This is a genomic window from Streptomyces sp. NPDC101191 (assembly GCF_044767915.1).
In the GTDB taxonomy this organism is placed as follows: Bacteria; Actinomycetota; Actinomycetes; order Streptomycetales; family Streptomycetaceae; genus Streptomyces.
In genome coordinates this window covers 602,334-615,868 of record NZ_JBIWOU010000006.1, presented here as the reverse complement: position 1 = coordinate 615,868, position 13,535 = coordinate 602,334, and the positions used below count along the sequence as shown (strand labels likewise).

General features: G+C 75.2%; 10 protein-coding genes and 1 riboswitch. Of the genes, 8 read left to right on the top strand and 2 right to left on the bottom strand.

Annotated elements, in window-relative coordinates; translation table 11 throughout:
• Window positions 1-35: 35 nt before the first annotated feature.
• Window positions 36-179: riboswitch (cobalamin riboswitch) on the top strand.
• A gap of 67 nt (window positions 180-246) precedes the next feature.
• From ACIRQF_RS25830 to ACIRQF_RS25810, 5 genes are read left to right on the top strand one after another with little or no spacing between them, the layout of a single operon-like run.
• Complete coding sequence (locus ACIRQF_RS25830) at window positions 247-1,206, top strand: cobalamin biosynthesis protein (protein WP_382480632.1); 960 nt, start codon at window positions 247-249, stop codon at window positions 1,204-1,206.
• Window positions 1,203-2,750 carry a cobyric acid synthase gene (locus ACIRQF_RS25825; RefSeq protein ID WP_382480634.1) on the top strand — a complete coding sequence of 516 codons (1,548 nt, stop codon included), beginning with the start codon at window positions 1,203-1,205 and terminating at the stop codon, window positions 2,748-2,750. The genes ACIRQF_RS25830 and ACIRQF_RS25825 overlap by 4 nt, the downstream gene beginning before the upstream one ends.
• A 58-nt stretch (window positions 2,751-2,808) precedes the next feature.
• The gene (locus ACIRQF_RS25820; RefSeq protein ID WP_404095376.1) at window positions 2,809-4,848 is read left to right on the top strand and encodes a putative cobaltochelatase; all 2,040 of its coding nucleotides are present in this window, start codon (window positions 2,809-2,811) and stop codon (window positions 4,846-4,848) included.
• The gene (cobO, locus tag ACIRQF_RS25815) at window positions 4,848-5,456 is read left to right on the top strand and encodes a cob(I)yrinic acid a,c-diamide adenosyltransferase (RefSeq protein WP_376629808.1); all 609 of its coding nucleotides are present in this window, start codon (window positions 4,848-4,850) and stop codon (window positions 5,454-5,456) included. Before ACIRQF_RS25820 ends, cobO begins: the two co-directional genes overlap by 1 nt.
• Entirely contained in the window at window positions 5,450-6,874 is a 1,425-nt protein-coding gene (locus ACIRQF_RS25810) for a cobyrinate a,c-diamide synthase (RefSeq protein WP_404095374.1), read from the top strand. Before cobO ends, ACIRQF_RS25810 begins: the two co-directional genes overlap by 7 nt.
• A gap of 2 nt (window positions 6,875-6,876) precedes the next feature.
• On the opposite strand, the gene ACIRQF_RS25805 is transcribed toward ACIRQF_RS25810, so the two are convergent.
• Window positions 6,877-7,605: a ZIP family metal transporter gene (locus tag ACIRQF_RS25805; protein ID WP_404095372.1), complete on the bottom strand. Its 729-nt coding sequence runs from the start codon at window positions 7,603-7,605 to the stop codon at window positions 6,877-6,879.
• A 78-nt stretch (window positions 7,606-7,683) separates the two neighbouring features.
• Between ACIRQF_RS25805 and cobC the strand changes: the two genes are divergently transcribed.
• A complete protein-coding gene (gene cobC, locus ACIRQF_RS25800; protein ID WP_404095369.1) occupies window positions 7,684-9,207 on the top strand; it encodes an Rv2231c family pyridoxal phosphate-dependent protein CobC in 1,524 nt (507 codons plus the stop codon).
• Window positions 9,208-9,304: 97 nt separating this feature from the next.
• On the opposite strand, the gene ACIRQF_RS25795 is transcribed toward cobC, so the two are convergent.
• A complete protein-coding gene (locus ACIRQF_RS25795; RefSeq protein WP_404095366.1) occupies window positions 9,305-10,276 on the bottom strand; it encodes an SCO1860 family LAETG-anchored protein in 972 nt (323 codons plus the stop codon).
• A 482-nt stretch (window positions 10,277-10,758) separates the two neighbouring features.
• On the opposite strand from ACIRQF_RS25795, the gene ACIRQF_RS25790 reads away from it, so the two are divergent.
• Entirely contained in the window at window positions 10,759-12,906 is a 2,148-nt protein-coding gene (locus tag ACIRQF_RS25790; RefSeq protein ID WP_404095364.1) for a penicillin acylase family protein, read from the top strand.
• Entirely contained in the window at window positions 12,893-13,456 is a 564-nt protein-coding gene (locus ACIRQF_RS25785) for a GNAT family N-acetyltransferase (protein ID WP_389754346.1), read from the top strand. The genes ACIRQF_RS25790 and ACIRQF_RS25785 overlap by 14 nt, the downstream gene beginning before the upstream one ends.
• Window positions 13,457-13,535 lie beyond the last annotated feature (79 nt).

The window sequence follows — 13,535 nt, the reverse complement described above, 5'->3', positions numbered from 1 at the left end:
CAGTGACGCGACGCAGGTCAAGGGTGAGTTGACGGTTGTTCGCGGGGCGTGGTGGACTGCCGAGGCCATTACGGCGGCAAGCAGAGGAAGTCCGGTGCGAATCCGGCACGGTCCCGCCACTGTGACCGGTCCCGAGGGGCCGGGAGTCAGGAACTCTCGCCGCCGGTCACGTCGAGCCAGGGCGCGGACCCTGAGTGAGGACACAGTGCCATGCCCGGCCGCGGCCCCCGACCTTCCCGTGCCCGCATGCCCGCCCCCGCCACGCGCGTCTTCGCGTACGGAGCGGCGGCCGGCCTCGTCGTCGACCTGCTCGTGGGCGATCCGCGCCGTGGCCATCCCGTCGCCGCGTTCGGCCGGGCGGCCGGCGCCGTCGAACGCGTGCTGTGGCGCGACGACCGCGGCCGGGGCGCCCTGCACACCGCCGTCTGCGCGGGCGGCACCGTGGCGCTCGGCGTCCTCGCCGCCCGTACCGCGCGGGGCAGCCGCGCCGCCTCCGTCGCCCTGACCGCCGCCTCCGTGTGGGCCGTCGTCGGCGGTACGACCCTGGGGCGGGAGGCCCGCGCGATCGGCGGGGCGCTCCGGGCCGGTGACCTGGAGGTGGCCCGGGAGCGGATGCCGCACCTGGTCGGCCGCGACCCGCAGGCGCTCGACGGGCCCGCGATGGCCCGCGCGGTCGTCGAGTCCGTCGCCGAGAACACCTCCGACGCCGTCGTGGGCGCCCTCTTCTGGGGCGCGGTCGCGGGCGTGCCCGGCCTGCTCGGCTTCCGGGCGGTGAACACCCTGGACGCCATGGTCGGCCACCGGTCCGCCCGGTACCGGCGCTTCGGCTGGGCCTCGGCCCGGCTCGACGACCTCGCCGGCTGGCCGGGGGCCCGGCTCACCGCCGTCCTCACCACCGTCGCCGGCGGCGACCCGCGCGGGGCGGTGAGGGCCTGGCGCGAGGACGCCGGGAGGCATCCGAGCCCGAACGCGGGGCCGGTGGAGGCCTCGTTCGCCGGTGCCCTGGGCGTACGGCTCGGCGGGACCCTGTCGTACGGCGGGCGGGTCGAGCACCGGCCCGTGCTCAACGGGACCGGGCGGGCCGTCGAGGTGGCCGACATCGACCGGGCCGTCGCGCTGTCCCGCCGGGTGACCTGGCTGACCCTGGCCGCCTGTGCGGGCGGCCGCATGATCGCGAGTGCGCTGAGGAAGCGGAGGAACGTATGAGGGGTGGGGGGCTGCTCGTCGCCGGAACCACGTCCGACGCGGGCAAGAGCGTCGTCACGGCCGGCATCTGCCGGTGGCTGGTCCGGCGGGGCGTGAAGGTCGCGCCGTTCAAGGGGCAGAACATGTCCCTCAACTCCTTCGTCACGCGGGACGGCGCGGAGATCGGGCGCGCGCAGGCCATGCAGGCGCAGGCGGCGCGGGTCGAGCCCAGCGCGCTGATGAACCCGGTGCTGCTGAAGCCCGGCAGCGACCGCTCCAGCCAGGTCGTGCTCATGGGCAAGCCGGTCGGCGAGCTCAGCGCGCGCGGGTTCTTCGGGAAGTCCGCAGGGTCGTCCTCCGGGAAGGGCCTGGCCGGAGGACGGCGGGAGGAGCTGTTCGAGCCGGTCCTCGCATGCCTGGAGGAACTGCGGGGCACGTACGACGCCGTGATCTGCGAAGGGGCGGGCAGTCCGGCCGAGATCAACCTGCGGCGCACGGACATCGTGAACATGGGCATCGCGCGGGCCGCGCGGCTGCCCGTCGTGGTGGTCGGCGACATCGACCGGGGCGGGGTGTTCGCCCAGTTCTTCGGGACGACGGCGCTGCTCTCACCCGAGGACCAGGAGCTCGTCGCGGGCTATCTCGTGAACAAGTTCCGCGGTGACGTGACCCTGCTCGAACCCGGGCTCGACATGCTGCACGGCCTCACCGGGCGCCGGACCTTCGGCGTCCTGCCGTACGCGCACGGTCTCGGCATCGACGAGGAGGACGGCCTGCGGGTCTCGCTGCGGGGCGCCGTGCGCGAGTCGGTCGTGGCGCCGCCGCTGGGCGAGGACGTGCTGCGGGTCGCGGTCTGCGCCGTGCCGCTGATGTCCAACTTCACCGACGTGGACGCGCTCGCCGCCGAACCGGGCGTCGTCGTCCGCTTCGTGGACCGGCCCGAGGAACTCGTCGACGCGGACCTGGTCGTCGTGCCGGGGACCCGGGGCACCGTCAAGGCGCTCGCCTGGCTGCGCGAGCGGGGTCTCGCCGACGCGCTCGCCCGGCGGGCCGCCGAAGGGCGCCCGGTGCTCGGCATCTGCGGCGGCTTCCAGGCCCTCGGCGAGCGCATCGACGACGAGGTCGAGTCGAGGGCGGGCACTGTCGACGGCCTCGGGCTGCTGCCCGTGCGGGTCCGTTTCGCGCAGGAGAAGACCCTGGCCCGGCCGGTGGGCGAGGCACTCGGCGAGCGGGTCGAGGGCTACGAGATCCACCACGGCGTGGCCGAGGTCCTGGGCGGCGAGCCGTTCCTGGACGGCTGCCGCGTCGGGGCGGTCTGGGGCACCCACTGGCACGGCTCCCTGGAGAGCGACGCCTTCCGCCGCGCCTTCCTCCGCGAGGTCGCGGCGGCCGCCGGGCGCCGCTTCGTCCCGGCTCCCGACACCTCCTTCGGCACCCTCCGCGAGGAGCAGCTCGACCGCCTCGGCGACCTGATCGAGGAGCACGCCGACACGGACGCGCTGCTCCGCCTGATCGAGCGGGGCGCACCGCAGGGGCTGCCGTTCGTGCCGCCGGGGGCGCCGTGACCGCCCCGCTCGCACCGCCCGCCCCGATCCCCGTACGACTCGAAGGAGTGACCACCCGATGAGTACCCGCTATCCGTTCACCGCCGTCGTCGGCATGGACGACCTGCGGCTCGCGCTGCTGCTGAACGCCGTCAGCCCCGCGGTGGGCGGTGTGCTGGTCCGCGGTGAGAAGGGGACCGCCAAGTCCACGGCGGTCCGCGCGCTCGCGGAGCTGCTGCCGGAGGTCGCGGTGGTCGCGGGCTGCCGCTTCAGCTGCGACCCGGCCTCGCCCGACCCCGGCTGCCCGGACGGCCCGCACGGCGAGGGGGCGCGGGAGGCGCGGCCCGCGCGCATGGTGGAGCTGCCGGTGGGCGCGTCCGAGGACCGGCTGGTCGGCGCGCTGGACATCGAGCGGGCGCTCGCGGAGGGCGTGAAGGCCTTCGAGCCGGGACTCCTCGCCGACGCGCACCGGGGCATCCTGTACGTCGACGAGGTCAACCTGCTGCACGACCACCTCGTCGACCTGCTGCTCGACGCCGCCGCCATGGGCTCCTCGTACGTCGAGCGCGAGGGCGTCTCCGTACGTCACGCCGCCCGCTTCCTGCTGGTCGGCACGATGAACCCCGAGGAGGGCGAGCTGCGGCCGCAGCTGCTCGACCGCTTCGGGCTGACCGTGGAGGTCGCGGCCTCCCGGGAGCCCGAGCAGCGGGTGGAGGTCGTGCGCCGGCGGCTCGCGTTCGACGACGACCCGGCCGCCTTCGCCGCCCGGTGGGCCGAGGAGGAGGCCGCGCTGCGCGAGCGGATCGCCGCCGCGCGGACGCTGCTGCCGGAGGTGACGCTCGGGGACGCGGTGCTGCTGCAGATCGCGGCGACCTGCGCCGCCTTCGAGGTGGACGGCATGCGCGCCGACATCGTGATGGCCCGGACGGCGACCGCGCTCGCGGCCTGGGCGGGACGCACGGAGGTCACCTCCGAGGACGTGCGCCAGGCCGCCCTGCTGGCCCTCCCCCACCGACGCCGGCGCAACCCCTTCGACGCGCCAGGCCTCGACCAGGACAAGCTCGACGAGACCCTGGAGCAGTTCACGGGCGACGACGAGCCCGACGACGACCCGGACCCGCAGGGCCCGGGCGACGGGGGTCCCGGCGGCGGCGGTGGCATTCCGCCGCAGGGGGACGGGCCCGCTCCCGAGGACGCCTCCGACGTCCCCGGGAACGCTCCCGGGAACACCCCCGCACCCACGCCCCGGAACGACGCCGCCGAGGCCGGGGAGCGCGCCGCCGTCAAGGCCGCCGAGCCCTTCCGTACGAAGATGCTCAGCGTGCCCGGACTCGGCGAAGGCGCGGCCGGGCGCCGGTCCCGGGCCCGTACGGAGCACGGCCGGACCACCGGTGCGATCCGCCCCAGGGGCGCGCTGACGAAGCTGCACCTCGCCGCGACCGTGCAGGCAGCGGCGCCGCACCAGCGGGCCCGCGGGCGCTCGGGCCCGGGCCTGGTGGTGCGCCGGGACGACCTGCGGCAGGCGACCCGGGAGGGCCGCGAGGGCAATCTGGTCCTGTTCGTCGTCGACGCCTCCGGCTCCATGGCGGCGCGGCAGCGGATGAGCGCCGTCAAGGGCGCGGTCCTGTCCCTGCTGCTCGACGCCTACCAGCGGCGCGACAAGGTCGGCCTGGTCACCTTCCGCGGCCGGACCGCGGAGGTCGCCCTGCCGCCCACCTCGTCCGTGGACGCGGCCGCGGCCCGGCTCGAACAGCTCCCCACCGGGGGCCGTACGCCGCTCTCCGCCGGCCTGCTCAAGGCGCACGACGTGCTGCGCGTGGAGCGGCTGCGCGACCCCTCCCGGCGCCCGCTGCTCGTCGTCGTGACCGACGGCCGGGCGACCGGCGGCGGAGCCGACCCGGTGGCGCTGGCCGCGCGGGCGGCCCGCCTGCACGCCGCCGACGGCACGGCCGCGGTGGTCGTGGACTGCGAGACGGGACCGGTGCGGCTCGGCCTCGCCGGGAACCTCGCCCGTGAACTGGACGGCACCGCCGTCACCCTGGACGAGCTGCGCGCCGACTCGATCGCCGGGCTCGTCAGGGACGTACAGGGCAATCACTCTGCCAGGAGGGCCGCGTAATGCCTAAGGGACAGCCGACCGTCGTTCCGGACGACGGACTGACCACCCGTCAGCGTCGCAATCGTGCGCTGGTGATGGTGCACACGGGCGTCGGCAAGGGGAAGTCCACCGCCGCCTTCGGGATGGCGCTGCGCGCCTGGAACCAGGGCTGGCCGATCGGGGTGTTCCAGTTCGTCAAGTCCGCCAAGTGGCGGGTCGGCGAGGAGAACGCGCTGAAGGCGCTCGGCGAGACCGGCAAGGGCGGCACGGTCGTCTGGAACAAGATGGGCGAGGGCTGGTCTTGGATCCAGCGCGAGGTCGCCGAGGGCGAGCAGTCGCACGAGGAGAAGGCGCGCGAGGGCTGGGAGCAGGTCAAGCGGGACCTCGCCGAGGAGAAGTACACGTTCTACGTCCTCGACGAGTTCGCCTACCTGCTGCACTGGGGCTGGATCGACACCAAGGAGGTGGTCGAGGTGCTGCGGGACCGCCCGGGTCGGCAGCACGTCGTCATCACCGGCCGCAACGCCCCCCAGGAGCTGCTGGACTTCGCGGACCTGGTGACCGACATGTCGAAGGTGAAGCACCCGATGGACGCGGGTCAGAAGGGCCAGCGGGGCATCGAGTGGTAGCACGTCTGGTCATCGCCGCCCCTTCCTCGGGCGCGGGCAAGACCACGGTCGCGACCGGCCTGATGGCCGCGTTCGCCGGCCGTGGTCTGGCGGTCTCGCCGCACAAGGTCGGCCCGGACTACATCGACCCGGGCTACCACGCGCTCGCCACCGGCCGCCCGGGCCGGAACCTCGACGCGTACATGTGCGGCACGGACCGGATCGCGCCGCTCTTCGCGCACGGCGCGCGGGGCTGCGACCTGGCGGTCGTCGAGGGCGTGATGGGCCTGTACGACGGTGCCGCGGGCCAGGGCGAACTGGCCTCCACGGCCCAGGTCGCGAAGCTGCTGCGGGCGCCGGTGGTGCTCGTCGTGGACGCCTCCTCGCAGTCCCGGTCGGTCGCCGCGCTCGTGCACGGCTTCGCGTCCTGGGACCCGGGGGTGCGGCTGGGCGGGGTGATCCTCAACAAGGTCGCCACCGACCGGCACGAGGCGCTGCTGCGGGAGGCGCTGGAGGAGTCCGGGGTGCCGGTGCTCGGCGTCCTGCGGCGCGCGCCCGCCGTCGCCACGCCGTCGCGGCACCTCGGTCTGGTGCCCGTCGCCGAGCGGCAGGCGGCCGCGGTCGAGGCGGTGGCCGCGCAGGCGGAGCAGGTGCGGCGGGGCTGCGACCTGGAGGGGCTGCTGGCGCTTGCGCGGAGCGCCCCGGAGCTGCACGCCGAACCGTGGGACGCCGCCGCGTCGGTGGCAGGCGTTCCGCAGGGCGGCGGTCTCCCCGGACGGAGTCCGGAGGAGGGTGGGCACCACGCGCCCACCGCGCCGCGGACGGCGGACGGGCCGGGCCGCAGGCCCGTCGTCGCCGTCGCCGGCGGGGCCGCTTTCACGTTCTCGTACGCCGAGCACACGGAGTTGCTCACCGCCGCGGGCGCCGAGGTCGTCGCCTTCGACCCGCTCCGGGACGAGGCCCTTCCGGAAGGGACGCGCGGGCTCGTCATAGGCGGCGGTTTCCCCGAGGTGTACGGCGAGGAGCTGTCCGCCAACGAGGCGCTGCGCAAGGCGGTCGCCGACCTCGCCGCGTCCGGCGCGCCCGTCGCCGCCGAGTGCGCCGGGCTGCTCTACCTGGCGCGGTCGCTGGACGGGCGCCCGATGTGCGGGGTGCTCGACGCGGACGCCCGGATGTCCTCGCGGCTGACGCTCGGGTACCGCGACGCGGTCGCCGTGAGCGACGGCGTGCTGGCGGTCGCCGGGACGCTGATGCGGGGGCACGAGTTCCACCGCACCGTGATCGAGCCGGGCGCCGGGGCGCAGCCGGCGTGGGGGCTGCGGCAGCCGGAGCCGAGGGTCGAGGGCTTCGTCCAGGGCGGGGTGCACGCCAGTTACGTGCACACCCACTGGGCGGGAGCGCCGGCGGCCGCCGCGCGCTTCGTGGAGCGCTGCGGGTGAGCTCAGCCGCCGGACAGACCCACCACGAGCCAGATGAAGGCCACGCCCGCCACCGTGCACAGCAGGGTGGTGCGGGCGGGGTGTTCGTGGTGGGCCTCGGGGAGGATCTCCGCGGCGGCGAGGTAGAGCAGGGCACCGCCGAAGAAGCCGAGATAGGCGCCGAGCAGTTCCTCCGGAAGGGTGAACAGGGTGGCGAGGCCGGCGCCGACGACCGGGGCGACGGCGTCGGCGACGAGCATGGCGACGGCCTTGCGGCGGGCGTTCCCGTAGAGCGTCGTGATCGTGTACGTGTTGAAGCCGTCGGCGAAGTCGTGGGTGATGACGGCGAGCGCGACGGTGACGCCCATGCCACCGCTGACCTGGAAGGCCGCGCCGAGCGCGACGCCGTCCATGAGGCTGTGGAGCACCATGGCGGCCGCCGCCGTGAGGCCCACCTGGGGGACCCGGTCCCCGGCCTCGACGCCGTGGGCCGCGCGGCGGACGGCGAGGAGCCGCTCCACCACATGGGCGAAGAGGAAGCCGCCGACGAAGAGCAGCAGGGCCTCGGGGACGCCGAAGAGCGTCCCGCCGGCGGCCTCCAGGGCCTCGGGGAGCAGGTCGAGGCCCACGACTCCCAGCATGAGTCCGCCGGCCAGGCCGAGGACGAGGTGGCGGCGGTCGGTGACGCGCTGGGCCGTCCAGCCGCCGAACAGCGTCATGAGGAACGCGCCGAGCGCGACGACTACAGCCATGGGCCTTTGCTATCGGATGGCGCCTCTCCCGCGCACCTCGCAGCGCCGGTCGTGGTCGGCGTCGGGGCCCGGTCGGGGGTGGCCGCGGCCGAGGTCCTCGACCTCGTCGGGGCGGCGCTGCGGGAGGCGGGGGTGACCGCCGGTGACGTGAAGGCGCTCGCGACGCTCGACGCGCGGGCGGCGGAGCCGGGGATCGCCGGGGCGGCGGCCCGGCTCGGGGTGCCGGTGCGGGCGTTCGGGAGCGCGGAGCTGGCGGCGGTGGACGTGCCGCATCCGTCCGGGCGGTCGCTGGCGGCGACGGGCACGGCGTCGGTGGCGGAGGCCGCGGCGCTGCGCGGGGCCGGGCCGGGTGCGGTGCTGCTGGTGCCGAAGCGGAAGAGCAGGCGTGTGACCTGCGCCATTGCCCGATCCGTACCACTTCGTCCGAACGAAGTCTCCCCAACCGCACGGTTGTTGCCCGATACTCACGGGTACATCGGTGGCGAGCGCCAGACATCCCCCACACGCGCCATCCCCATCCCCACCCCCCACACGACGGCGGCCATGGACACCCACACTTCTGCTGACGCGCACGATCTCAGACACCACGGCGACGCCGAGGTCCGGGACGAGAAGCTGATCGACCTCGCGGTGAACGTGCGGACGAACACACCGCCGGAGTGGCTGCGGGAGCGCATCGCCGACTCCCTCACGGGCCTCGCGGCCTATCCGGACGGCCGGGCGGCGCGGGCGGCCGTGGCCGAGCGGCACGATCTGCCGGCCCGCCGGGTGCTGCTCACGGCGGGCGCAGCGGAGGCGTTCGTGCTGCTCGCGCGGGCGCTGCCGGTGCGGCGGCCGGTCGTGGTGCATCCGCAGTTCACCGAGCCGGAGGCCGCGCTGCGGGACGCCGGGCACGAGGTGGAGCGGGTGCTGCTGTGCGAGGAGGACGGCTTCCGGCTGGATCCGGCGGCGGTGCCGGAGGACGCGGATCTCGTGGTGATCGGCAATCCGACCAACCCGACCTCCGTGCTGCACCCGGCGGCCGCGATCGCGTCGCTCGCCCGGCCCGGGCGGTGGCTGGTGGTCGACGAGGCCTTCATGGACGCGGTGCCGGGCGAGCGGGAGTCGCTGGCCTCGCGGACGGACGTGCCGGGCCTGGTGGTGCTGCGCAGCCTGACGAAGACCTGGGGCCTCGCGGGGCTGCGGATCGGCTACGTACTGGCCGAGCCGGAGACGATCGCCGCATTGGAGCGCGTCCAGCCGCTGTGGCCGGTGTCGACGCCGGCGCTGGTGGCGGCGGAGGCCTGCATGGCGCCGCTGGCGCTGATGGAGGCGGAGGAGGCGGCGCACCGGATCGGTGTGGAGCGGGCGCACCTGCTCGCCGGCCTCGCGGAGTTCGACGAGGTGCGGGTGGTGGCGGCGGCCGAGGCGCCGTTCGTGCTGGTCCGGATCGAGGGCGCGGACGCGGTGCGGGAGCGGCTGCGGTCGCTGGGCTTCGCGGCGCGGCGCGGGGACACGTTCCCGGGGCTCGACCGGAACTGGCTGCGGCTGGCGGTGCGGGACCGGGTGACGACGAACCGGTTCCTGCAGGCACTGGACCAGGCGCTGTTGCTGCTGGGCTGACCGGAGGTCGCCGGCGGGGACGAGGGGCGGTGCCGTACGGCGCCGCCCCTCTGCCGTTCCCCTTGGTCCCCCTGGTCCTGCTGTCCCCTCGGGCCGGTCAGCCGCGGGCGCGGGCCCGGCCGCGGGCCAGAACGAGGGCGCCGCCGCCCACGCCGAGCAGCACGATCGCGCCGCCGGCCAGGTACGGGGTCATGGAGCTGCCGCCGGTCGCGGCGAGGTTCTCGGTGGGGGTGGTGCCTCCGTTGTTCGTGGTCACGCCGGTGGCGTGGCTGGGCCGCGTCGTGGGCTGCTCGGACGGCTGCTGCGAGGGCTGCTCGCTGGGCCGCTGGGTCGGCCTGTTCCCGGCCGGGGTCGTGCAGGTGGCCTCGGCGAGGGTGACCTTGCCCTTGACCTCGGCGACGTTGAGCTTGAGCGGATTGACCTCCACCGACAGTTCGAGCGCGGTGGCGGCGGCGGTGCGGGAGGTGGTGGAGGTACGGGAGAGGTCGAGGACGACCTCTCCGACGCCGGGCACGGCCACCTTGGTCTGCCCGCCGGTCGAGAGGGTGGTCTTCTTGCCGAGGACGGTGACGTGGCCGAGCAGGTTGGATTCGGCGACCGGGTGCTTGCCGGCCTCGCAGACGGCCTGGGAGGTGACCTTCTCCAGCTCGATCAGGGAGAGCAGCGGGAGTCCGGGGACGTGGATCCGGGCCTTGGCCAGGTTGACGTAGCCCTTGGCGGTGGTCCCCCCGACGGTCGCCTCGGAGGTGGCGACGTCCGCCGTGAGGATGTCGACGGGCTGCCCTTCCTCCGCTCCCTTCACCTTCACGCTGAGCGCGGTCTTCTCGGCGCTGGCCGGGGCCTCGACCTCGTTGAGGGAGGCGCGCACGGGGACGTTGACCGTCTTGTCGAGCAGGTCGACGTCGAGGGTGGTGCGCAGGACGACCGCGGTGGCGTGGCCTTCGCCTCCGGTGCCGCCCGTGGCGTGGGCGGTCGGGGCCGCGAGGGCCAGGGGGCCCGCGGCGAGGGCGGCGACGGCGGCCGCGGCGGCGGTACGGCGCGCGGGCAGGCGGAAGGTGTTGCTGTTCACGACGTGGAACCCCCACGAGAGACATTGGCGTCGCCGGCCGCTCGCCACGGGGACTGTGGGTCGTCGCGGCGCCGGCGACTTGAGACACCGGAATCTTTACGCACTGTGGGTGAACTGACAGACACCCGGCGTGAGTTCACCCCAAAGGGTGGTTTCCGTGCTCATTTTCGAATCTAACGACACAGGCGTTCCCGCACGCCCCGTACGTCGCGGCATCTCCGACCGCCAGGGCGCCCACCTGGGAGAAGTGGGAAACGACGGGCGGCGGGCTGGGGTAACGGACCGTCAACCCGACGCACGCGACGCGGCGCCCTCGCGGGGCGGCCGCCAGTAGCCGAGGACACGCACCCGCTCCTTCGACGAGGACGAGGCCCTCCCAGCCGTGACCGGTGCGACCACCGCGCTCCCCTCCCCCGGAGGTCCTGTAGATTAATTTAGGTCAGCCTAACCTAAGAAACCATGAGCCGATCGGGCGGTACGCAGTGAGCATCGAGGTCCACCGGGACGCCTGGGGCGTCCCGCATCTGCGCGCCGCCGACCCGCGCGAACTCGCCCGCGCCCAGGGCCTGGTGACCGCCCGGGACCGGGCCTGGCAGCTGGAGGTCGAGCGGCACCGGGCCCAGGGCACGACGGCGGAGTTCCTCGGCGAGACGGAGACCGGCTGGGACACCTTCGTACGCCAGGCCCGGCTGGCCGACACCGCGCGCCGCTGCCACGACCGGCTGGATCCGGACACGGCGGCGTGGGTCCGGGCGTACGTGGACGGCGTCAACGAGGGCCTGGCGGCCGGCGCCGCCCGCGCGCCCGAGTTCGCCCGCACCGGTCTGCGACCGGGCGGCTGGGAGCCCTGGACCCCGCTCGCGGTGTGGCTGTCCACCCACATCCTCTTCGCCGGATTCCCCACCAAGCTGTGGCGGGAGCAGGTCACGCGGCGGCTCGGCGAGGAGTGGACCGAGCTCTTCGCCACGGACGGCCCGGGCACCGCCGGCTCCAACGGCTGGGTCGTCTCCGGCAGCCGCACGGCGAGCGGCGCGCCGCTCGTGGCCGGCGACCCGCACCGTTTCATCGAGGCGCCCGGCGTCTACCAGCAGATCCGGCTCGCCTGCCCCGAGTACGACGTCCTCGGCCTGGCCGTCCCCGGCATCCCCGGCCTCGCCCACTTCGGCCACACCGGCCGGGTCGCCTGGGCCATCACCAACGCGATGGCCGACTACCAGGACCTCTACCGCGAGCGGCTCCGCCGCCACCCCGACGGCCGCGTGGAGGCCCTCGGCCCGGAGGGCTGGGAACCGGCCACCACGCACACCGAGTCGGTGCGCGTGAAGGACGCCGACGTGCCGGTCCGGATCGAGGTGGTCGAGACGGCGCGCGGGCCCGTCATCATCGGTGCCGGGGGCGACGGTACGGCGGCGGGCGGCGGCCCGGGCCCCGACACCGGTGGCGCCGTCGGCGAGCCCGGTGGCGAGATCGTCGAGTGGCAGGCGATCAGCCTGCGCCACCCGCCGCGCGTCACCGGCGAACTGGGGTTCTCCGTGCTGCCCGCGCTGCTCGCCGCGCGCTCGGTGGCGGACGTGGACCGGGCCCAGGACCGGTGGGTCGAACCCGTCAACGTCGTGCAGGCGGCCGATGCCGACGGCGGGCTGCTGCACCGGGTCGCCGGCTGGGTGCCCGTGCGCGACCGGGCCAACTCCCTGCGCGTCGTGCCCGCCTGGGAGGCGGGCCACGCGTGGGCACCGCGGCCCGCACCGACCCCCCGGGCCGACGTCGAGGGGTACGCGGTGATGGCCAACGAGCGGGGGCTCGCCGCGCCCCTGGGCGTCGAGTTCGCCCCGCCCCACCGGGCCGGGCGGATCGCCGACCTGCTGGACGCCTCCGCGTCCTGGACGCCCGCCGCGACGGCCGCCGTCCACACCGACACCGACGTCCCGTCCGCGCGCCGGCTGCTCCGGGCGGTCGAGGAGACCGCCGAGGACGGGCTGTCCGCCGGCGCCCGGGCGGTGCGCGGCACGCTGCTCGCCTGGGACCGGCGGATGGACGCCGACAGCACGGATGCCGGTCTCTACGCCGCGGTGCGCGGAGCGGTCGTCCGCCGGCTCGCCGCGCACGAGGCGTTCGTCGCGCTCCGCGAACCGGAGCCGTACCCCGAGGTGTTCCGGCCCTGGCTGGCGCTCGGCGCGCGGGTCGCGTACGCCCTGGAGACGCTGCTCGTCGCCGGGCCCGTACCGCCCGGGGACGTACGCCGGATCGTGCGCGAGTCCCTGGAGGAGGTCGGGGCCGCCGACGCCCCGCCCGCGTGGGGCGTGACGCACCGGCTCGCGCCCTGGCAGGCGCTGCCGGACGAGGACGAGGACGACGCCCGGTGGCCGGGCCTCGCCGGCGACCACGACTGCGTGCTGTCGACGTCCAGCGTCCCCGGCTTCACCGACCGCAGCGCCCGCGCGTCCGCCGCCCGCTACGTGTGGGACCTGGCGGACCGCGAACGGAGCCTGTGGGTCGTGCCGTTCGGCGCCTCCGGGGTGCCCGGCGACCCGCACCACCGCGACCAGCTGCCTCTCTGGCTGCGGGGCGAACTCGCCCCCGTCGTCACCGACTGGAACGACCTCGTGAAGGAAGAACATGAGCAGAACTGAGCACGTCCAGGCCGTCGAGGGCTTCGGCACCGTCCGCGTCGACCGCATCGACCCGGAACGCCACGCCGCACTCGTCCACCGCTGGGTGAACGAGGAGCGCGCCCGCTTCTGGGGCATGAACGGCACGACCGTCGAGCAGGTGCGGGAGATCTACGCGCACCTCGACTCGCTCACCACCCACCACGGCTTCCTGGTGCACCGGGACGACGAGCCGGTCGGGATCTTCCAGACCTACGACCCCGAGGCGGACCGGGTCTCCGAGTGCTACGAGGCACGGCCGGGCGACATCGGTGTGCACCTGTTCGTCGCGCCCTCGGCCGCCCCGGAGCCGGGCTTCACGGAGGGGATGCTCACGGCCCTGATCGACTTCGCGCTGGCCGGGCGCACCCGGATCGTGGGCGAGCCGGACGCCGCCAACGAGAAGGCGATCGCCCGGCTCGTGCGGGCCGGGTTCGAGCTGGGCCCTGAGGTCGTGCTGCCGGAGGTGGACCTGCCGGAGGTGTTCATCCCGGCGAAGAAGGCGCGACTGGCCTTCTACAGCAGGGGCTGACCTGAGCCCGGCCGCTGCCGCGCGGCCCGGTGCCGCACGTCCCGGGACCGCCCCCGCCGCCTGGGCCGCCCCCCGGCCG

Bases quoted from the DNA above. Each gene is read 5' to 3' on its own strand.
- ACIRQF_RS25830 (WP_382480632.1), top strand. From the start codon at position 247: ATGCCCGCCCCCGCCACGCGCGTCTTCGCGTACGGAGCGGCGGCCGGC.
- ACIRQF_RS25820 (WP_404095376.1), top strand. From the start codon at position 2,809: ATGAGTACCCGCTATCCGTTCACCGCCGTCGTCGGCATGGACGACCTG.
- ACIRQF_RS25825 (WP_382480634.1), top strand. From the start codon at position 1,203: ATGAGGGGTGGGGGGCTGCTCGTCGCCGGAACCACGTCCGACGCGGGC.
- ACIRQF_RS25785 (WP_389754346.1), top strand. From the start codon at position 12,893: ATGAGCAGAACTGAGCACGTCCAGGCCGTCGAGGGCTTCGGCACCGTC.
- cobO (WP_376629808.1), top strand. From the start codon at position 4,848: ATGCCTAAGGGACAGCCGACCGTCGTTCCGGACGACGGACTGACCACC.
- ACIRQF_RS25805 (WP_404095372.1), bottom strand. From the start codon at position 7,605: ATGGCTGTAGTCGTCGCGCTCGGCGCGTTCCTCATGACGCTGTTCGGC.